16 protein-coding genes are annotated in these 18,296 nt (G+C 72.6%); 5 read left to right on the forward strand and 11 right to left on the reverse strand.

Annotation, left to right across the window (positions count from 1 at the left end; translation table 11 throughout):
- Positions 1-37: 37 nt before the first annotated feature.
- Positions 38-781, reverse strand: a complete 744-nt coding sequence (locus tag ABT034_RS07690; protein WP_351212354.1) for a PIG-L deacetylase family protein — start codon at positions 779-781, stop codon at positions 38-40.
- The gene (locus ABT034_RS07695) at positions 781-1,716 is read right to left on the reverse strand and encodes a glycosyltransferase family 2 protein (RefSeq protein WP_351212356.1); all 936 of its coding nucleotides are present in this window, start codon (positions 1,714-1,716) and stop codon (positions 781-783) included. The genes ABT034_RS07690 and ABT034_RS07695 overlap by 1 nt, the downstream gene beginning before the upstream one ends.
- 508 nt (positions 1,717-2,224) lie before the next feature.
- Between ABT034_RS07695 and ABT034_RS07700 the strand changes: the two genes are divergently transcribed.
- From ABT034_RS07700 to ABT034_RS07715, 4 genes are read left to right on the forward strand one after another with little or no spacing between them, the layout of a single operon-like run.
- Positions 2,225-3,769 carry an alkaline phosphatase family protein gene (locus ABT034_RS07700; protein WP_351212358.1) on the forward strand — a complete coding sequence of 515 codons (1,545 nt, stop codon included), beginning with the start codon at positions 2,225-2,227 and terminating at the stop codon, positions 3,767-3,769.
- Positions 3,770-3,798: 29 nt separating this feature from the next.
- A complete protein-coding gene (locus ABT034_RS07705; RefSeq protein ID WP_351212360.1) occupies positions 3,799-4,077 on the forward strand; it encodes an acyl carrier protein in 279 nt (92 codons plus the stop codon).
- 30 nt (positions 4,078-4,107) lie between these two features.
- On the forward strand, positions 4,108-5,949 hold the full coding sequence (locus ABT034_RS07710) for a B12-binding domain-containing radical SAM protein (protein WP_351212362.1): 1,842 nt from the start codon (positions 4,108-4,110) through the stop codon (positions 5,947-5,949).
- Complete coding sequence (locus ABT034_RS07715) at positions 5,943-7,034, forward strand: DUF4346 domain-containing protein (protein WP_351212364.1); 1,092 nt, start codon at positions 5,943-5,945, stop codon at positions 7,032-7,034. The genes ABT034_RS07710 and ABT034_RS07715 overlap by 7 nt, the downstream gene beginning before the upstream one ends.
- Before the next feature lie 39 nt (positions 7,035-7,073).
- Here the strand turns inward: ABT034_RS07715 and ABT034_RS07720 are convergent, their stop codons facing one another.
- The 9 genes from ABT034_RS07720 to ABT034_RS07760 form a co-directional block, all read right to left on the reverse strand.
- On the reverse strand, positions 7,074-7,625 hold the full coding sequence (locus tag ABT034_RS07720; RefSeq protein WP_351212366.1) for a hypothetical protein: 552 nt from the start codon (positions 7,623-7,625) through the stop codon (positions 7,074-7,076).
- The gene (locus tag ABT034_RS07725; protein WP_351212368.1) at positions 7,622-8,386 is read right to left on the reverse strand and encodes a phytanoyl-CoA dioxygenase family protein; all 765 of its coding nucleotides are present in this window, start codon (positions 8,384-8,386) and stop codon (positions 7,622-7,624) included. Before ABT034_RS07725 ends, ABT034_RS07720 begins: the two co-directional genes overlap by 4 nt.
- A gap of 52 nt (positions 8,387-8,438) precedes the next feature.
- Positions 8,439-9,278 carry an LLM class flavin-dependent oxidoreductase gene (locus tag ABT034_RS07730; RefSeq protein WP_351212370.1) on the reverse strand — a complete coding sequence of 280 codons (840 nt, stop codon included), beginning with the start codon at positions 9,276-9,278 and terminating at the stop codon, positions 8,439-8,441.
- A complete protein-coding gene (locus tag ABT034_RS07735) occupies positions 9,275-10,831 on the reverse strand; it encodes an aldehyde dehydrogenase family protein (protein ID WP_351212372.1) in 1,557 nt (518 codons plus the stop codon). Before ABT034_RS07735 ends, ABT034_RS07730 begins: the two co-directional genes overlap by 4 nt.
- Before the next feature lie 42 nt (positions 10,832-10,873).
- Positions 10,874-11,605, reverse strand: coding sequence for a 4'-phosphopantetheinyl transferase family protein (locus ABT034_RS07740; RefSeq protein ID WP_351212374.1), 732 nt, complete (start codon positions 11,603-11,605; stop codon positions 10,874-10,876).
- Positions 11,602-12,816 (reverse strand): cytochrome P450, encoded by a 1,215-nt coding sequence (locus ABT034_RS07745; RefSeq protein ID WP_351212376.1) that lies wholly within the window; start codon positions 12,814-12,816, stop codon positions 11,602-11,604. Before ABT034_RS07745 ends, ABT034_RS07740 begins: the two co-directional genes overlap by 4 nt.
- On the reverse strand, positions 12,813-14,255 hold the full coding sequence (locus ABT034_RS07750) for a M78 family metallopeptidase domain-containing protein (RefSeq protein WP_351212378.1): 1,443 nt from the start codon (positions 14,253-14,255) through the stop codon (positions 12,813-12,815). The genes ABT034_RS07745 and ABT034_RS07750 overlap by 4 nt, the downstream gene beginning before the upstream one ends.
- Complete coding sequence (locus ABT034_RS07755) at positions 14,252-14,602, reverse strand: hypothetical protein (RefSeq protein WP_351212380.1); 351 nt, start codon at positions 14,600-14,602, stop codon at positions 14,252-14,254. Before ABT034_RS07755 ends, ABT034_RS07750 begins: the two co-directional genes overlap by 4 nt.
- Positions 14,603-14,675: 73 nt before the next feature.
- Positions 14,676-16,016, reverse strand: a complete 1,341-nt coding sequence (locus tag ABT034_RS07760; RefSeq protein WP_351212382.1) for an alkaline phosphatase family protein — start codon at positions 16,014-16,016, stop codon at positions 14,676-14,678.
- A 634-nt stretch (positions 16,017-16,650) separates the two neighbouring features.
- On the opposite strand from ABT034_RS07760, the gene ABT034_RS07765 reads away from it, so the two are divergent.
- A complete protein-coding gene (locus ABT034_RS07765; protein WP_351212384.1) occupies positions 16,651-18,291 on the forward strand; it encodes a carbamoyltransferase family protein in 1,641 nt (546 codons plus the stop codon).
- Positions 18,292-18,296: the final 5 nt, after the last annotated feature.

The raw sequence follows: 18,296 nt of genomic DNA on the forward strand, positions 1-18,296 counted from the left end.
GGGGCCGGGAGCACCCGGACCGGTGGGGGCTGCGCTGCTAGGGGACGTCCGGATCGGCACGCAGCCAGTACCGGTCGGCATACGGAGTTCCCGCCTCGGCTCCATGGGTACGGACCCGGGCGAGGAGGGCCCGGCGCAGTCCGTCCGCGCCGCCGAACAGTGCCTCGGCCTGGCTGGTGTAGCGCAGGGCCGCGGCCAGCCAGCGTTCGACCTCGGTATCGGTGAGGGGCGAGCGGCGGACGGCGAGCCCGTCGTGGTCCCGTCCGCGCAGCGGGTAGGGGAAGTCCTCGTACCAGGCGGTCCCGGGCGCGGCCAGCTGCTCCACGGCGGCCCGGGACACCACGTGGTCGACGTGCCGGCCGGCGGCCAGCGGACCGTGCACCCGGGCGCCGGACGGGCACAGCGGGCGAAGGGCGTCCCGGATCGCACGGGGCAGATCGCCGTCGTCCGGGTGGGGGGCGGCGAAGACCCGGGGCGCCGAGCGGTAGCGGTGGCGGCCGTCCGTGGTGCGCAGCGCGGCGTCGGTGAAGCCGAGCGAGATGTGTCCGACACCGAGTTCGCCGAGCGCGGCACGGTCCTCACGGCGACGGACCGCGGGGTGGGCGACCTGCCGCCAGCCGTCGGACGTGCCGGGCGCGGACGGGCCGTCGAAGACCGTGACCACTGTGACCGGTGCCCCTCGCGAGACCCACCGGGCGAGCCGGCCGCCGAGGGACCACACCGCGTCGTCCGGGTGCGGGGAGACCACCACGTGGGCGCGGGCCGTCCGTCGCGTGCTCATCAGGTACCGGTCGGCCGGGTCAGGGCCGCCCCGGCCCGGACGGCGGCCACATAGCGCTCGGGGGTCCCGTCGGGGCCGAGCAGGGCGGTCAGCGCGCGCACGGCGGGCAGGGGATGCAGCAGCGCGAACCGCTCCATGTTCCGTCCGTGCTGGTGCCAGCGGCCCGGCCTGGCGTGGCTGAGGTGGATGCCGTACGCCTCGGGCACCAGGACGCGCCGCAGCCCCGCGGTGTGCAGCCGCACTCCGAACTCGATGTCCTCGCAGCCCCAGTCGCGCCCGAACCCCTCGTCGAAGCCGCCGACGGAGCGCCAGGTCTCCTTTTCCACCGCCGAGTTGGCGCCGACGAAGCCGAGCCAGCCGGCGACGTCGGGCAGCGTTCCCGCCTCCATCGCCTCGACGGCGCGTTCCAGGGCGTTCGCCATGGTGCGCCGCAGCGGATCCCGGCTGCGGGCGTCCGCCGGGGCCGCGGTCAGTTCGGCGGCGATCCGCTGGATCTCGGCCGGCCCTGCGCCCTCCAGCGTGGTCAGCAGCCTTTCGGCCGTGGCGAGTTCGCGCATGCGGCCGTGGAGGAAGACGCCGGGGCGGACGGCATCGGCGTATGCCCGCAGGAAGCGGGGGCCGACGACGACGTCGGCGTCGAGGAAGACCACCCACGCGGCATCGGCCGCCTCCGCACCGGCGTTGCGGACGGCCGCCCGGCCCCGTCCGGGGCCGGGCACCGAGCGCAGGGGCAACAGGTCGCGTACGTCGGCCAGGATCCCGGCGAGTGCCGCGCGGCCGTCGGACTCGTTGTCGTCGACCACGATCACCTCGTGGGGCGGAGCGTCGGTCTGGGCTGCGAGACAGGCGAGCGTGACGCGCAGCCGCCTGTGGTCGCCCCGAGTGGGGACCACCACGGCCAGGGTGATCGGAGGGGATGGCACGGGCGGGGACATGCATGGCCTTTCCGCCGACAGGGAATCGGCATCGCTCGGCAACGTCCCGGTGCGCTTCGGAGCGCGGGAAATCACGCGGGTGCGCTGCGGAAACCGGCGTGAACGGGAGCAGAGACGGGAGGGCACCGGACCAGACCATCCGTGAATGGCCCCCTTGGAAGGCTCCACCGATGACGCCGGAGAAGTCAACCGGGCAAGACCTGATTTCGGAAAGGCCACCTGGTCGGGAAAGCACGCGCGGACGCCGGTCCGATCATGCCGGGCGATTCGTTTTGGTCACAACGGGACGGCTGTTGATCCGGGTTCCGGGATGTCCTGGCGGAGCTCGCCACGCACGTCTGTGGTGGAACAGAACCGAATGACGGAGCACGAGCCGATCAGTGCGCGAGGCCGTCCGATCCTCGATTTTCGGTCAAGGTTCCCCGAGCGAGGCCTTTCACATAATGACGGATTGCTTCAGTGTTACGGTCAAGTCCAATCACCCAGCGCCACAGCTGGAGGAAATCCCGTGCCACCCTCCCCGCTCGCCCTCGTCATCGGAATCGACGGCGGCACGTTCGATCTCATCGACCCCCTGGTGGAGCGCGGACTGCTCCCCCACATCGAACGTCTCCTGACCGCCTCGGCCAGCAGCAGGACCACCTGCACCTGGCCGGCCCACACCGCTCCCGGCTGGTCCACCTTCGTCAGTGCGGCGGACCCCGGCAACCACGGCATCTACCAGTTCTACGACACCCAGGACCCCGGATACGGCGCCCGGATCACCCAGGCCGGCGACCTTGGCCGGTCCTCGGCCTGGGACTGGCTGGCGGCCCAGTCGTACACCCTCGGGCTGGTCAACATCCCGATGTCCCACCCGCCGGCCGACCTGCCCGGCTACCAGATCACCTGGCCGTTGGAGCGCACCCTGCGGCACTGCCGCCCCGACTCGCTGCTCCGCGAACTCGCCACGGCCAGAGCGCACTTCCAGTCCGACCTCGCCACGATGTTCCACGGCGACATGGGCTATCTGGACCAGGCCGAGCGCAATGTCGAGGCCCGGATCCGGTCCGTCCGGCATCTGATGACCACCCGGCCCACGGACGTCGTCATGGTCGTCCTCACCGAGGCCGACCGGGTGGGGCACCACTACTGGCACTACGAGGACGCGGCGCATCCCCGGCACGAGGGCGCCCCCGCGGACAGCGGCTGGGAACGGGCCCTCACCCGGGTCCACCGGGCGCTGGACGACGCCGTGGGCGAGCTGCTGGACATGGTGGACGAGGACACCGTGGTGACACTCGTCTCCGACCACGGCCTGGGCCGCGGCCGGTACGCCTTCTCCGTGCACCAGGTACTGGAGGAGGCGGGCCTGCTCGCCACCGAGCCCGGTGACGGACCCGCCGAGGGCACCGCGAGCTGGTTCGCCGACGGCGGGCGGCGGGTGGACTTCGCCCGGACCGCCGTCTACATGCCGGTCCCCGGCTCCTACGGCCTCAATCTCAACCTGAGGGCCAGGCAGACACGGGGTACGGTCGCCCCCCGGGACCGGGACCGGGTCACGGCGGAGGTGACCGAGCTGCTCGGCGGGGTGAAGGGCCCCACCGGAGAGCCGGTGTTCCGGGCGGTCCTGCCCCGGCAGGAGGCGTACCCGGGCGGCAACGCCGAGCGCGCCCCCGACCTGCTGCTGGTCCCGGCGGACGAGTCCGTGCTGCCGGTCACCTCGCTGACCGGCACGCTGTGGACTCCCAGCGCCCAGACCGGACTCCACCGGCACGAGGGCATCTGGGCGCAGCGCTCGCCGCGGGTCCGACCGGGTCGGCGGCCCGGCACGATCCCGCTGGCCGACGCGATGCCGACGCTTTTGACGGACCTCGGGGCCGCCTGGCCGTCGGACGTGGACGGCCGCCCGCGCACCGAGATTTTCACCGAGGACGTACCCGTCCCCGGACCGCTCCGGCACCTGGTCCTGCCCGGCACCGCCGCGTCCGCACCCGGCCCGGCGAACGTGGCCGAGGGCCCCGGCGAGGACGACTACACCAGTAGCCGGCTGCGGGAGATGGGCTACCTGTGACCGATCACCGACACGAAGGGATGCGCGACATGGCGTCAGAGGAGACGAAGGTCCGGCTGCGCAAGGTGCTCGTCGAGTCGCTCGAACTGCCCATAGAAGCGTCCGAGGTCCCGGACAAGGGGCTCGTGCAGTCGCTGGGGCTGGATTCGATCAACACCATCGAGTTCCTGATCTGGGTCGAGAGCGAGTTCGGCGTGGAGATCGCCGACGAGGACCTCTCGATCAAGCTGATCGACGACCTCGACCTGCTCGCCGAGTACGTCAACAGCCGGATGCCGAAGGGCGAGCCCGCCGACGAGCCGGCCTGAGCGCCCGGACCCCGCCTCCCTGGAGAGCCGATGATTCAGGACGTCACCCTCGAAACGCGCAGCCCCCGCCGGAAGCCGGGAGAGTTCGAGCTCTCCCTCGACCCCCGCATCACCGATCCGGCCTCGTTCAAGGTCAGCTTCCTCATCCTGCTGGACGGCGACCTCGTGATGTCGCCGGAGCACCTGGGCGTCGCCTACATGGTCAGCGCCCTGCGGCACGTCGGCTTCTCCGCCGAGATCCGGGAGGTGGAGCACGGCGACGAGCACCACGCGGCGGTCGTCGACCATCTGCGGGAGTACCAGCCGGACCTGGTGTGCTTCACGCTGATGAGCCTCAACGTGACCAGCTGCGTCAACCTGTGCCGCCAGCTGCGCGAGGCCCTGCCGGACACCCCGATCGCCTGCGGCGGCCCGGCCGGTACGTTCGCCGGCCGGGACGTGCTGCTCAACAACCCGTACGCGGACATCGTCGCCGTCGGCGAGGGCGAGCCCACCGTCCTCGACCTCGCCCAGCGGCTGTACCTGAAGGAGCCGCTGACCGACTGCCCCGGCATCTGCTACCGGGACGAGGAGGGCGGCATCCGCCAGAATCCGGCCCGGCCCCTCATCCACGACCTGGAGGTACTGCCGTTCCCGGCCCGGGACCAGCTCAGCCAGCACGGGGACAAGCTGGAGTACATACGGGTCAGCACCAGTCGAGGCTGCGTCGCCAACTGCGCCTTCTGCTCGGCGCCCCATCTGAAGAACCGGGTGCAGGCCGGCAAGGCGTGGCGCGGGCGCGGGCCCGAGCAGATCGTCGAGGAGATCGCGCAGATCGTCGAGCGGCACAACTTCCGCACCTTCGACTTCGTCGACTCCACCTTCGAGGACCCCGACGGCGGCCGGGTCGGCAAGAAGAGGGCCGCCGCCATCGCCCAGGGCATCCTCGACCGGGGCCTGGACATCTACTACAACGTCTGCATGCGGGCCGAGAACTGGCACGACACACCGGAGGACCACGCGCTGCTCGACCTGCTCACCGCCTCCGGACTGGAGAAGGTGAACGTCGGCATCGAGGCGGGCACGGCCGAGGAACTCCTGCTGTGGGAGAAGCGCGCCACCGTCGAGGACAACGTCACCATCATCCGCATGCTGCGCGAGCACGGCATCTACCTGGCGATGGGCTTCATCCCGTTCCATCCGTACACCACCGTGGACTCCCTGACGGCCAACGCCCGGTTCCTCCGGGACAACGCCGGGCACAACCTGCGCCGGATGACCGAGCGGCTGGAGATCTACCCGGGGACGGCCATCGTGAGCCGTCTGGACTCCGACGGCCTGCTCGACCGCAGCTACCGCGACAGCCTCGACCCGTACGGCTACTCCTTCGCGGACGAGAAGGTCGGGCTGCTGGCCAAGCACTTCGCCCGGCTCTACAACAACGAGGACTACCACCGGCGCGGGGTCATCACGGAGCAGTCCGCGGTCTTCGAGTTCGAGACGTACAACGTGGTCATGCAGACCTTCATCTCCCGGCTGCAGCGCCGCTTCCGGGAGCTGCCCGGCGTGGACGAGGTGATGGAGGCGTTCAAGGAGTACGTGCACGCCGTCCGCCAGGAGATGGGGCAGTTCAACTACGCCTTCTTCATGGCGAACCTCGACGCGGTGCTGAACGACTCGCTGGACTCCGACAAGCAGGAACGCCAGATCGTGGAGGTCGAGCAGTACTTCCGCGACCGCCTCGGCCAACTGCGCTCGGAGCAGCTGCGGGTGGGCAAGCGGCTCACCCGGCTCGGGGCCCGGGTGACCGAGATCAGCTCCACGCTGCCGCCGGTACGTCCGGGCGGCCTCGCGCGCAACTACACCGGCGAAGGCTCGGGCGCCACATGGTGAACGGCCCCGGAAGGGGCGAGGTCGCGGTCTGCACCCTGAGCAGCCGGGACCTGGTGGAACCCCTCTCCATGCTGCCCGGCGTGGCGCTGGCGGGCACGCTGATGACGGCCAACCTCGGGATCGAGGAGCTGGTGCGCACCCTCGCCCGCCGGCCCGCGATCCGAGGGCTGGTCGTCTGCGGCCGGGACTCGCCGCGCTTCCTCGCCGGACAGAGCCTGCTCGCCCTGTTCCGGCACGGGGTCGACCCCGAGCTTCGGAGGATCGTCGGAGCGGCGGGCCACCTGCCGCTGCTCCGTTCCGTCCCGCTGCACGAGGTCGAGCGGCTCCGGTCCCGGCTCGAGGTCGTGGACGCGCGCGGGGAGGGCGATTCGGCGGTGCTCGGCGAGATCGTGCGGCAGCTCCGGGGACGCATCCGCGCCGCACCACCACCACCGGCCCCGAGCGGCCGGGCCCGCGCGGACGGGGCGGACGGCCCCGCGCCGCGCTTCCGCCGGCTGCGGGCGGGCGGCAGACGCGTCGGGCTCAGCCAGGTACTGGAAGGCTTCGTGGTCATCAGTCTGGACCGGCGTGCCCGGCGCATCGTCCTGCGGCACTACGACAACGCCCTGAACCCCCGGCACGAGATGACCGGTGTCCGGGCGGAGTCCATGCTCCTGGGGCTGTTGCAGGCCGGGGTGATCACCGACGCGTCCCACGCCGGATACCTGGGCGGCGAGCTGACCAAGGCCGAGACCGCCCTGCGCCTCGGCCTTCCCTACGTGCAGGACGTCCCGCTGCGCGCACCCGGCCGTCCCGGGGGCACCGTGCCGCCGGTTCACGAGCGAGAGGAGAATCCGGCCGTGACCGACGAATCGACCGGCCTGCCGAGCATGACCGAGTTCGTGACCGCCGTCGTGACGGGTCTCGGTCTTGAGGACACGGACCTCGCCCCGGACGTCCCCCTGGGCACCCAGGTCTCCGTGGAGTCCGTACGCATGATCGAACTGGCCATCCTCCTGGAGGAGGAACTGGGCCTGGACCTCCCGCCCGACCTCGACCTCCGCACGTGCAGCCCGCAGGAGCTGTACGGGATCCTGACGGCGTGAGGGTGGGCCGGCCGGACTCTCCGGCCGGCCGGCCCACCGTCACGCCGGCCAGACGCGCAGTTCCTCCTTGATGAGCTGGGCCGTGACCGGCAGGCCCCGGTCCGGGGCCCAGGCGTCCGGTCCGAGCAGGCGGACGGTGAAGCCGTCCGGCGAGAGCCGCTGCCAGACTTCCACCGCCCGCGCGTCCGGCTCGGGCGACAGGAGGGTGACCGGGCACGGCAACGGGTCGCCGCACGGTGCCCCCGCGTCCCCGGTGAGGTGCGGCCGCTCCGAGCCGATCAGCACCCGGGCCGGTGGTGTCCCGGCCGCCTGCGCCGCCCGTACCGCGTCGACCACGGCGGCCGGCAGGGTCTCGTCCTCCGGGCCGCCGGCCGCCAAGGCGAGCAGCGCCCAGGGCAGGCCACCGACCGTCCCGGACGGGGGCGGGAGCGGTTCTCCCGGGGTGGCCGACAGCACCGCGGCCTCCGGCAGCAGCACCGGCCGCAGCACCGGCACGAGGGCGCTGCCCCGTTCCAGTACCACCAGCCGCAGCACCGGGTCAGGACCCGGCGTCCGGAGGAACCGGCTGACGTCCATGGCCTCCGTACTCATTCGAGACCGTCTGCGAGTCCGAGGGCGAAGTAGTTCTCGAAACCCAGCAGCCGCCGCATCCGCTCGTCAGAGCGCTCGACGACCTCCGGCTTCAGCCCGGCGAAGAAGTTCTGCTGCTGCCGCACGTAGCCGCGGCAGTAGTAGTTCAGGATGCCGTGCCGGGGCCGGTCGGTGACGTTCGCGCCGGTCTGGTGCCACAGGCGCCCGTCGAAGATCATGACGCTGCCCGCCGGGGCCTGGACCGCGATCGTCCGCGCGTCCCCCTCGCCGCGGTCGTAGTCCGGCTGCCGGCAGAGCAGATGGCTGCCCGGGACCAGCCGGGTGGCACCGTTGTCCTCGGTGAAGTCGTCCAGCATCCACATGCTGTTGGCGACGAGCGCGTACGGCGGCCAGGGGGGCCGGGCGAACGTCTGGTCCGCGTGGATGTTCATGGACGCGCCGCCGGGGCCGGCGATGTTCGCGTGGGTGCTGGACAACAGGAAGTTGAAGCCCAGCACCTCCTCCATCAGCTCCAGGACCACGGGGTCCCGGACGCTGCGTTCGAATTCCTCGCCCTTGTTGAGCAGGCTGAACACCCTTTGGTTTCCGCCGTCGTAGAGAAAGGCGCTGCCGTCTTCCCGTTCCTTTTCCGCCACGTCGAGGAGGCGTTTTCTGAGTTGCGTGAACTCCGACTCGGAAACGGGGCTTTCAAGGAGGCAGTAGCCGAATTCCTGAAGGTCTTGCGCAGCCTTGAGCTTATTGCTCGTCAGATTGGCAGACATATGTAGAATTTATCAGCGGGACGGCATGCACGGAAGGGGACCCCGGCGGAATTCAGGACAGCAGGACCTCGGCGAGCCGGTCCACCTGCGTGATCCGTGCCGCGGTCGGATGGAAGATGACCTCGTCGAACCCCGCGGCGGCCAGCCGGTCCACCTGGTCCCGGATGTCCTCCGGTGTGCGCGGGGTTTTCGCGACAAAGGATTCGGCTTCGTCCCCGAGCACCCCGAAGTATTCCCGGACGAATACGGCGGCCTCCTCGGCCACGTCCTCACCGAGCCAGAACCGGGAGAGCGCGACGAGCCGGGGCCCTCCCGCGCGGCCCGCGCGGTCCCACGCGGTGCGGACCTCCTCCGCCCAGGGCGCCACCCGCTCGGGCTCCAGCCCGGGCGCTGTCCATCCGTCGGCCCAGCGCACCGTCCGCCGTACGGCGGCCCCGCTCACCCCGCCGACGAGCAACGGCGGGACAGTACCCGGAAGTTCACCGGTGTCGCCCTTCGCGCGGAGCCGGGACAGTTCGGCGAGCTGGGAGTCGAACACGGCGGCCCGACTCCCGAAGTCCCGTCCGGCCGCCTGGAAGTCGTCGGCGCGCACCCCGGGCCCGAGGCCGAGCGTGAGCCGGTCCCCGGAGAGGGAGGCGACGGTGGCGGCCTCCTTGGCCAGCACCGCGGCGGTGGTCAGGGGGGCGACGAGGATGTTGGTGGACAGCCCGATACGCGAGGTGGCCCCGGCCGCCGCGGCCAGCACGGCGAGCGGTTCGTGGCCGGCGTAGCACAGCCGGTGGGTCGCGGCGACGGACGAGAAGCCGCACTCCTCGGCCCGTACCGCCCACTGGACCTGGAGTGCGCCGGTGGCGCCGGGGACGGTGTTGGGCAGCGCGATGCCGATCTTCACGGGGTGCTCCGGGGGAGGGAAGCGGTCTGCGGCCGTTCGGAACCGAGCAGGTGGTAGGGGGTGGGGGCGAGGCCGGGCGGTCCGTCGGTGCTGTCGACGACGACCTGGCGGCGCCGGTACGCGTCGAGTTCGTTGGTCACCCGGTCCCAGGCGGTCTCGGCCGGGACGCTCTCCCCGGGCGGCAGGTCGACGTCGACAAGGCGGTAGTCGTTCACCCACACCCGCTCGGCCCGCAAGGCCTCGGCGACCGTACGGGCGTGTCCGGCGTCCGCCGACCAGACGCCGGCGCTCAGCCCGTACCGGGAGGCGTTGGCGATGCGGACGGCGTCGGCGTCGTCGCGGGCACGCAGCACGGACAGCACGGGGCCGAAGATCTCCTCCTGCGCCACGGTGTCCCCGGGCGACACGTCCGCGAGCACGGTCGGCAGGAAGTAGGCACCCGGGTCCAGCCCCTCGGCCAGTTCCCCGGGCTCGGGCATCCGGCCGCCGCACACCAGCCGGGCGCCCTCGGCGAGACCGCGTCCGGTGAAGTGCCGGGCGGTGCGGGCCTGGTTGCGGGAGACCAGCGGGCCGAGGTCGGTGTCCGGGTCCAGCGGGTTGCCGAGGCACAGGGCGCCGGCCCGTTCCGCCAGCCGGTCGACGAACTCGTCGTACACGTCGGTGTGCACCACGGCACGCGAACCGGCCATGCACACCTGCCCGTTGTGCAGGAAGCCGCCCCAGGCCGCACCGGCGGCGGCCAGGTCGAGGTCGGCGTCCGCGAGCACCACGTTGGGTGACTTGCCGCCGAGGTCCAGCCGGGTGCCGACCCCGCTCCCGGCGGCCCTGTCACGTACGCGCTCTCCCACGGCGTCCGAGCCGGTGAACGCCACCAGGTCGACGCCGGGGGCCTGCACCAGGCTGTCCCCCGTGGTGCCGCCGGGACCGGTGACGACGTTGACGACACCCGCCGGCAGACCGCACTCGTGCATCAGCCGGACCAGTTCCAGGGTCGTGACCGAGGTGAACGACGCCGGTTTGACCACACAGGTGTTGCCCGCGGCGATGGCCGGGGCGATGCGCCAGGCAGCCAGCAGCAGCGGCAGGTTCCAGGGCACGATCGCGGCGACCACGCCCAGCGGGTGCCAGCGCAAGTAGTGCGGCGACCGGTCGCCGGCGGCGCCGGGACGGCCGAGGCGCCCGGGCAGTCCCTCGGCCCACCAGGCGCTCCAGGCGAACGCCGCGCGGGCCCCCGGCACGTCGGCTCCGAGGGCCTTGCGCAGGGTGGTGCCGTTGTCGCGGACCTCCAGTTCGGCGAGGCGGCCGGACTCGGCGGTGATCCGGTCGGCGATCCGGCGGAGCACCGAGGCGCGTTCGCCGGGCGCCATGCGCGGCCAGGGGCCGTGGTCGAAGGCGCGGCGGGCCGCCGCCACCGCCGTCCCGACGTCCGCCGGGCCGCACCGCGGCACGTCGGCGAGGTGCCGGCGGGTGGCCGGTTCGAACGTGCGGAAGACCGCGCCGTCCCCGGCCGGGGCGGGGGCACCGTCCACGTACCTCGGGAAGTGCTCTGCCATCTGTCTCCTCCTCCGTCTGATCGGTCCACGCGTCCGGTGCGGTCAGGGAGCGGCCGGGCGGCCCTCCAGCAGTTCGGTGACGCTCGTCCGCCGAACCGTCAGTGCCCCGGGGCGGGTGTCCCGGGGCAGGGCGACAGCGGCCCGGTAGGGGGCGGGCACGTCGGCGGGCTCCCACACCCGCCACTCGCGCCCGTCCGGGCCGCGCACGGCCGCCGGACCGGGGTCCTCCAGGCGTACGGGGGTCCGCATGCCCTCCCGCAGCCGCCCGCCCCAGGCCTTGACGCAGGCTTCCTTGCGCACCCACAGCCGGAAGAACAGGTCCCAGGCCTCCTGGCCGGCGCGCGCCTCGACGGCTGCGGCCTCGTCGGCGGGGAAGTGACGGGCGGCGATCCGCGCGGCGGCGACCCTTCGTACCCGTTCGACGTCGGTGCCGACCGGTCCGCCCCCGGTCACCGCGAGCAGGACGAGCCCCGCCGTGTGCGAGAGGTTGAAGGCCAGGCCCGAGGCCCGCGCGGCTCCGGCCAGCTCGGGCTTCCCGTTCTCCTGCCGGGTGAACCGCAGGGCCCGGGGGGCCTCGCCGGTGAGGTCGCCCAGGCACCGGCGCAGCACGGCCTGGCCGAGGGCGAACGCGTCCTTGTCCGCCGGGGACCTGAGCTGTGCCATCCGCGCCCGCTCGGCCGCCGGCAGCAGCAGCCGGGCGGTGCGCACCGTCCGGTCCGGGGCCCGGGCGGTGCGGACGCACCACAGCGACACGGGCGCGGCCTGCCCGGTCACGGGGCTGTGCCGAGCCGTACCGGGAGTGCGGCGACCCCGAGCGGCAGCAGCTCGGACGTGTGCGTCACATCGCCGGGCTCCACCGCGAGGCCGACGCGGGGGTGGGCGGCGAGCAACCCGCCGATGCCGGCGGCGTGCTGGATCAGGACCAGGTCGGTGGCGGGGCACCGGTGGGGTCCGGCGCCGAAGGCGAGCGTGGGCGTCCTCGGCCGCTCGACGTCGAGTTCGTCGGGCTTGTCGAGGACGCGCGGATCCCGACAAGCGGCCGAGACGAGGGGCAGCACCGCCGCCCCGGCCGGGATGCGCACCCCGGAGAGCTCGACGTCCTCGGTCGCCGTCCGCAGCAGACCGTCGTTGCTGGACGGGTAGAACCGCAGCAGTTCGGCCACGGCGCCCGGGATCAGCTCCGGCCGCCGCACCAGCCGGTCCCGGATGCCGGGGTCGGCCAGCACGGCGTACAGGTGGCGGGCGAGCAGGTCCCGCACTCCGATGAAACCGGAGATGACCAGCCCGTGGAGCAGGAGGACCCGCTCCTGGTCGGTCAGTTTCCCGCCCTCGGCGTCCGGTTCGTCAAGGCCGAGCAGCACACCCGCCACGTCGTCGCCGTCGCCTTCGCGCGCCCGGCGCTCGTCGAGGAGGCCGGTGAACGCCGTCGCCAGACGGGCCCGGCTCGCGTCCTGCTCCGGTCCGTCGGCGCCGCCGGACAGCAGCAGGGTCTGGACGTCGCCGGTGATCTCCGGCCACCGGTCGCCGTCGAACCCCAGCAGCTCGCAGACGACCCGGCCGGCGAAGGGAGCGGTGTAGGAGGCCACCAGGTCGACGGGACCCGGGCCGTCCCGGAGGGACTCGGCCAGCTGCTTGGCGATCTCTTCGACGCGGGGCCGCCAGCGGGCCGCGCGCCCGGCCGAGAAAGCGGCGGCGACCGGGGTGCGGAAGGCCGTGTGCCGGGGCGGGTCGAGGTCCACGATCCCGGTGCCCTGGCCCCGCCCGAAGCCGGTCCCCGGCAGGGCGGCGGCCCCGGCCCGGCTGAACACGGGGTCGGTCAGGACCGTCCGTACGTCGGCGTCCCGGGTGACGAGCCAGATGGCGGTCTCGTCGGCGAGCCGGACCCGGGAGACCGGCTCCTGGGCGAGCAGCCGTGCGTACTGCGGCGGCACGGTGCCGCCGGGGCCCGCGGGATAGGGGAAGACCTCGTCCGTCGCGCCGCTCATCGAACCGTCCCCAGCGGATAGCGGGGTACGGCGCGCACCACGGTCGGTTCCACCGGTGTGAAGGGGAAGTCCTGGGCCAGTACCTGGTTGTCCAGCTGGTGTTCCACCACGATGGTGCCGGCGCCGTAGTCCTCCGAGATCTGCTCGACGTCCTCCGCCGTGACGAGTCCGTCCGGCCGGCCCAGCAGCTCGGCGACGCCACGGGCGGGCGCGAGCAGTTCGAGGGCGAAGCCGCGGGCCAGGTGCTGGCGGTGGGTGTGCGCGGCGACGATGAGGAAGTCGGGGTCGTTGTCGCAGATGAAGTGGCAGATGGCGCGGGCCTGGAGGAAGCGCCGGGGCCGCTCGGTGTAGCGCCGGCTGGAGACGAGCGTCGGCCCGTGCGCCCCCTCGCGGCGGCCGAAGGCGACCAGTCCCCGGTCGACGTACGGCGTCGGCTCGGTGACGTAGGTGAGCAGCGCGTCGGTCTCGAACCGCTCGGTATCGGCCACCCCGGACCAGGCGCGGACCCGGCGGGCGAGTTCGTAGCCGAGGTGCCAGGCGTTGTCGAGACGGCCCGGGTGGAAGAACTTCTCGCGGACGTCGGCGCAGACCTCGCGGAGTTCGGCGACTGCGGGGTCGGCCGGACGCCCGGCCGGTGCGGTGCCCGCCACCTCACGGGCGCGTTCGAGCCAGGCGAGCTGGTCGGTCACGCGCTCGGGGCGCACGCCGTTGAGGAAGTCGAAGGCATGGAGCTCGGGCAGCTCGCGCACCACCCGCCGGATGCCGTCGACGTAGGGTCCCGCCTCCGTGTAGGGGTCCAGGCCGAGCCTGGCCGCGGCACGGCAGAAGGCGGCCTCGTCCTCGCCGGTGCCGCGCAGCGCGGTCCACTCCTGCTGGAGCGGGGTGTCCCTGACGCCCCACTCGGCCAGCCGGGCGACGACGGCGTCGACCAGGCCGCGCAGAGTCTCCGCGAACGCCTCGGAGCCGACGACGACGTTGCCGCGCGCGAGGTGGCGGGGGCCGGGCCGGGGGTCGGGGCCGCCGTCCGGCATCCACACGATCCGGGTCTGCCGTCCCTCGGGTACGAACAGCACGTCGGGCCAGCGGAATCCGTCGCAGGCGGCGCGCATGACGTGCCGGCGTGACCGCCGCCACCAGGAGCCCCGCTGGTCGCCCACGCCGTTCTTGTAGGCGAAGCGCAGCTGGGATATCTGGGTGCCGGGGCGGGCGTCGGCCGTCAGGGACCACCAGTTGAAGGCGATCCACTCGGCGAGCGGGTACAGCGAGCCGGTCGTGAAGGGGCGCACGGTGCCGGTGGCCGGGTCTTCCACGGTGGTCAGCGGGGTCTGGTCGCCGACGCTCATCTCGACGTCGGCCCAGGTCACGGTCCGCTCGTCACGGTCGTCCGCGGGGGGATCCTGCCATTTCCAGACGAGCGAGAACTCGGGCAGCACGCTCATGTGAGTCCCTCCGGCCATTCGCTCGGGTGCAGGGTGTAGCCGGTGTAGCGGCCCGGGGTCCGGCCCGCGAGCCGGAACTCCCGGACGACGTCGCCGACGCGGTACCAGGCGTACCGCGGGAAGTCGCGCTCCCAGGGTCCGCCGAGCAGCCCCTCGGTGAGCGCGGCGCGCAGCAGTTCCTCCGCGGTGCGGTCGAGGGGCGCCGCAGGGGGGAGGGTGTCGGCCGAGTGCGGGTCCCACGCGACGTACGCCGCCCCGTCGGCCAGCGCCTCCCGGTCGACTCCGGCCGGGGGATCGGTCACGGTCCTGCGGCGTTCGCGCCGTTCGGGTGGTCGTATGTCGCGCATGCTCGGACCTCCAGGGGAAGGAGACGGAACGGAGGGGACGACGGTCGGCCGGCGGCGGAGGTGCCCCGGACGGTCAGTCGGAGGCACCCAGTGGGCGGCCCGGCCAGCCGGCCGGGACGGCGCGGCCGTGGAGGGTGGCGAGGGTGGCCGGGATGTCGACCGGGGCGGCGGGGGTGTCGTCGGTGCGGCCCGGGGCGAAGCCCGGGCCGAGCCCGGCCCAGTAGGACTCCCTGCGGTGCCAGCCGCTCTGCCAGGTCCGGTGGACATGTCCGGCCCACTGGGGGTCGCCCAGCGGGAGGTAGCGCCAGTCGGCGGGTTCGAGGATCAGGTCGGGCGCCCCCGCGGTCGCCGTGCCGGGGTACACCTCCTCACGGGTCCGCACCGCGGCGAAGTACGGCCGTCCGGTACGGGGGTTGACGGTGTCGAGCAGCAGACCGCTGACCTCGTCGCGGACCCGCTCGTACTCGGCCTGGCCGACCGTGCCGTTCTTGTACCGGTCACGGACGTTGATGTTGATGCCGTGGGTGCCCTGGACGGCCTCGAACGCGCGGGTGCCGGACCAGTCGACGCGGCCTTCCGCACCGGTGGCGAGGAGGCCGGCCTCGGCGAGGTGGTCGTTGATCGAGCAGTAGGCGCGCAGCGGCCCGAAGCCGATCTCGGAGAAGGCCAGCACGTCGGTGTGGTCGTCCGCGGCGGCGAGGGCGTCCTGGATCACCTGGTCGCAGGTGCGGTACGCGGCGAACACCGCGCTGTCACGGTCGTGTTCGGGGCCGTGGTCCAGTTCCTGCCAGTAGATGTGCGAGGTGCGGTCGATGCTGGTCAGGTTGACGATGACGACGTCCGACTCGGGCAGCAGCGCGAGGGCGGCCTTGCCGCGCTGGCGGTCGGCCTCGAGGAGTCGCGGGAGCAGCTGCTCGCGCGGCTGGCCGGTCCAGAAGATGGAGACGTCGTGCACGGGCCGGATGCCCTGCTTCGCCAGTCGGCGCTGCAGGTCGCGCGGGTGGCAGGCGTGCAGAGTGGCGTGCATCGGGTAGCTGATCAGCGCGCCGTCCATCGGTTCGATCGGATGGGTGCCGAACAGACCTATGCTGGCGAACCGGAGCCCGGCGAACGCCTCGTGCTGCCAGAGCAGCGGATGGCGGCGGTCCTCGGAGCCGAGGACCCGCGGGGAGTACTCGGGGTCATGGCAGGTCCAGTACGAGAAGAAGCCGTGATCGGCGGCGTGCCTGCCGGTCAGCACGCTGAGCAGTCCGGGTGGCTCGTAGGGGGTGCCCTCGGCGGAGAGGGGGCCGTGCGCCCCCTCGCGGCGCAGCCGGGCGAAGCCGGGGAGCGCGCCCGCCTCGCACCAGCGGTCCAGAAGGGCGGGAGCCGCGCCCTCCGTGATGATCACTATCGTTCGATGCTGCTTCGTCACCCAGTGCTCCCTCGTCTGTACAGGGGATCGCCGCTTGCGAAGTGGGAACGGTGCCGGACTGTGGTTCGGGCACGTGGCGGGCCTGGAGCGGGTCCGGCGGATCAAGGTCGTGCCGGACCGGCCAGATGCCGTGTCGCAGCTCTGCACGCTACATGCAGATTCGTGGGGCGTATGCCCTGCGGATGACGTTGGCCGAAAGGGAATGCCTCGTACCGGCACTTTCTGCCGCCGGTACTCGGGAGCGACCGGGTGGCACGGGTACGGGGTGGCTCTCAACTGCCGTTCGGTAATGGTGGTTTCAGTCAACTCCTGGTGAGGGAGCGGATGTCTCCTTGACAGTGCTCGCCGCCGGTTGACTACAGTGCGAGTGTCCGTTTGCGTTCCCGTTGTCCCCTGCGCCGCCGTTCCGATGGGACGGCCTCGCAGCCGTCCGCGGACTGTCCGCACGTCGCTCCCACTCCTCACGGTCCCGGCCGGGCCGGCGCACGTGTCGCGGACCGGCGATGTCGACTCCTCTTCGGCGCGAGGCGAACCGTTCGACCACCGTCAGGCCGTCCACGGCCGCTTTCCCGGCCCGGGCCGCCTGCTTGCCGCATGTCCCGATCGATGTCCCTCACACCGGAAAGGACACGAAATGACCGTGTTAGGACTAGGGGGATCCGGGCACGACTGGGCCTCCTGCGCCACCGACGGCAGCCGGCTGGTCGCGGTGCACGAGGAACGCCTCATGCGCAGCAAGTACGGCCTGGGCACGGATCTGCTGGCGGGTGTCAGCCGACAGGCGTGCCTGACGCAGCTGGGTTCCACCGCGGCCGAGGTGGAGCACGTGGTCGCCTGCGAGCTGGTGCCGCGCCCCTTCTACCACTCCTTCCGGCGGCGGGTGACGGTGATCAACCATCACCTGGCGCACGCCTACAGCGCGTTCGGCGCCTCCGGCATGTCCCAGGCCGCGGTGCTGGTGTGCGACAACTCCGGCAGTCTCACCCTGGGGGCCAAGTCGGGGTCCACCGCCCGGGAGGCGGAGACCATCAGCTCCTTCGTCGCGGACGCGCGGGGCATACGGCTGCTCGACCGGGTCAGCGGCGCGCACGTGGTCGACGCCGGCTCGGAGAGCGCCTACTACCAGCCCGGCGAGACCGACAACTCGCTCGGGCATCTGTACCGCACCGCGAGCCTCGCCATCGGACTCGCCTACACCGGGCCGAAGACCCGCTTCCCGGTCAGCGAGGACGGCAAGACCATGGGCCTCGCGCCGTACGGCGACGAACGGTTCGTGGACGACCTGGCGGAGCTGGTCACCCTGCTGCCAGGGGGCGGCGTCAGCATCTCCGCGAGCAAGGTCGCGCATCTGCTGGGACGGCTGGCGCAGGGTGCCGACTTCGAGGTCAAGGCGGCCATCGCGCGCGCCGCCCAGGAGGTGCTGGAGCGGGCCCTGGTGCACTGCGCCCGCGCCCTGCACGCGCGGACCGGGCTGACCGATCTCTGCATCGCGGGCGGTGTCGGCCTCAACAGCGTCGCCAACGGCCGGATCCTGAAGGAGACTCCGTTCGAGCGGCTCTTCGTGGTGCCCGCCGCCGGGGACGACGGCATCAGTCTCGGCTGCGCCTACTACGGGCTGCACGAGCTGGAGGGCGTACCGATGGCGGATCTGCCCGCCCTGGAGAACGCCTACCTGGGTCCCGAGTACCCGCGGTCCCGGGCCCGCGCGGCCGTCGCCGCCTCGGGACTGCCCGCCCGCACCCCCGAGGACCTGCCGGGGGAGGTCGCCGCGCTGCTGGCCGAGGGCCGGATCGTGGGCTGGTGGGACGGGCGCAGCGAGTTCGGTCCGCGGGCGCTCGGGCACCGCAGCATCTTCGCCGCCCCGTTCCCCGCCTCCGTGCGCGACCACCTCAACGAGAACGTCAAGTTCCGTGAGGGGTTCCGGCCGTACGCGCCGGTCATCCGTGCCGAGCGCAGTGACGAGTTCTTCGACCTCGGGCAGCCCTCGCCGTACATGCTGATCGTCACGCGGGTCACCCGCCCCGATGTCATCCCGGCGGCGGCCCATGTGGACGGCACGGCCCGGCACCAGACGCTGGAGGAGAGCCAGAACCCGGCGGTGCACCGGCTGCTGGGCGAGTTCGAGCGGCTGACCGGCTGCCCGGTGCTGCTCAACACCTCCTTCAACGTGGCGGGTCAGCCCATCGTGGAGACCCCGGAGGAGGCCGTCGAGGCCTTCGCGACCATGAACCTCGATCATCTCGTCGTCGGTGACCAGTTGGTGAGCAAGGCCTGAGGAGA

The organism is Streptomyces sp. NPDC002773 (genome assembly GCF_040295605.1).
Classification (GTDB): Bacteria; Actinomycetota; Actinomycetes; order Streptomycetales; family Streptomycetaceae; genus Streptomyces.

Excerpts from the sequence above, each read along its gene's own strand:
- ABT034_RS07690 (WP_351212354.1), bottom strand. The coding sequence starts at position 781 with ATGAGCACGCGACGGACGGCCCGCGCCCACGTGGTGGTCTCCCCGCAC.
- ABT034_RS07695 (WP_351212356.1), bottom strand. The coding sequence starts at position 1,716 with ATGTCCCCGCCCGTGCCATCCCCTCCGATCACCCTGGCCGTGGTGGTC.
- ABT034_RS07705 (WP_351212360.1), top strand. The coding sequence starts at position 3,799 with ATGGCGTCAGAGGAGACGAAGGTCCGGCTGCGCAAGGTGCTCGTCGAG.
- ABT034_RS07710 (WP_351212362.1), top strand. The coding sequence starts at position 4,108 with ATGATTCAGGACGTCACCCTCGAAACGCGCAGCCCCCGCCGGAAGCCG.
- ABT034_RS07715 (WP_351212364.1), top strand. The coding sequence starts at position 5,943 with ATGGTGAACGGCCCCGGAAGGGGCGAGGTCGCGGTCTGCACCCTGAGC.
- ABT034_RS07720 (WP_351212366.1), bottom strand. The coding sequence starts at position 7,625 with ATGAGTACGGAGGCCATGGACGTCAGCCGGTTCCTCCGGACGCCGGGT.
- ABT034_RS07725 (WP_351212368.1), bottom strand. The coding sequence starts at position 8,386 with ATGTCTGCCAATCTGACGAGCAATAAGCTCAAGGCTGCGCAAGACCTT.
- ABT034_RS07735 (WP_351212372.1), bottom strand. The coding sequence starts at position 10,831 with ATGGCAGAGCACTTCCCGAGGTACGTGGACGGTGCCCCCGCCCCGGCC.
- ABT034_RS07745 (WP_351212376.1), bottom strand. The coding sequence starts at position 12,816 with ATGAGCGGCGCGACGGACGAGGTCTTCCCCTATCCCGCGGGCCCCGGC.
- ABT034_RS07750 (WP_351212378.1), bottom strand. The coding sequence starts at position 14,255 with ATGAGCGTGCTGCCCGAGTTCTCGCTCGTCTGGAAATGGCAGGATCCC.
- ABT034_RS07755 (WP_351212380.1), bottom strand. The coding sequence starts at position 14,602 with ATGCGCGACATACGACCACCCGAACGGCGCGAACGCCGCAGGACCGTG.
- ABT034_RS07765 (WP_351212384.1), top strand. The coding sequence starts at position 16,651 with ATGACCGTGTTAGGACTAGGGGGATCCGGGCACGACTGGGCCTCCTGC.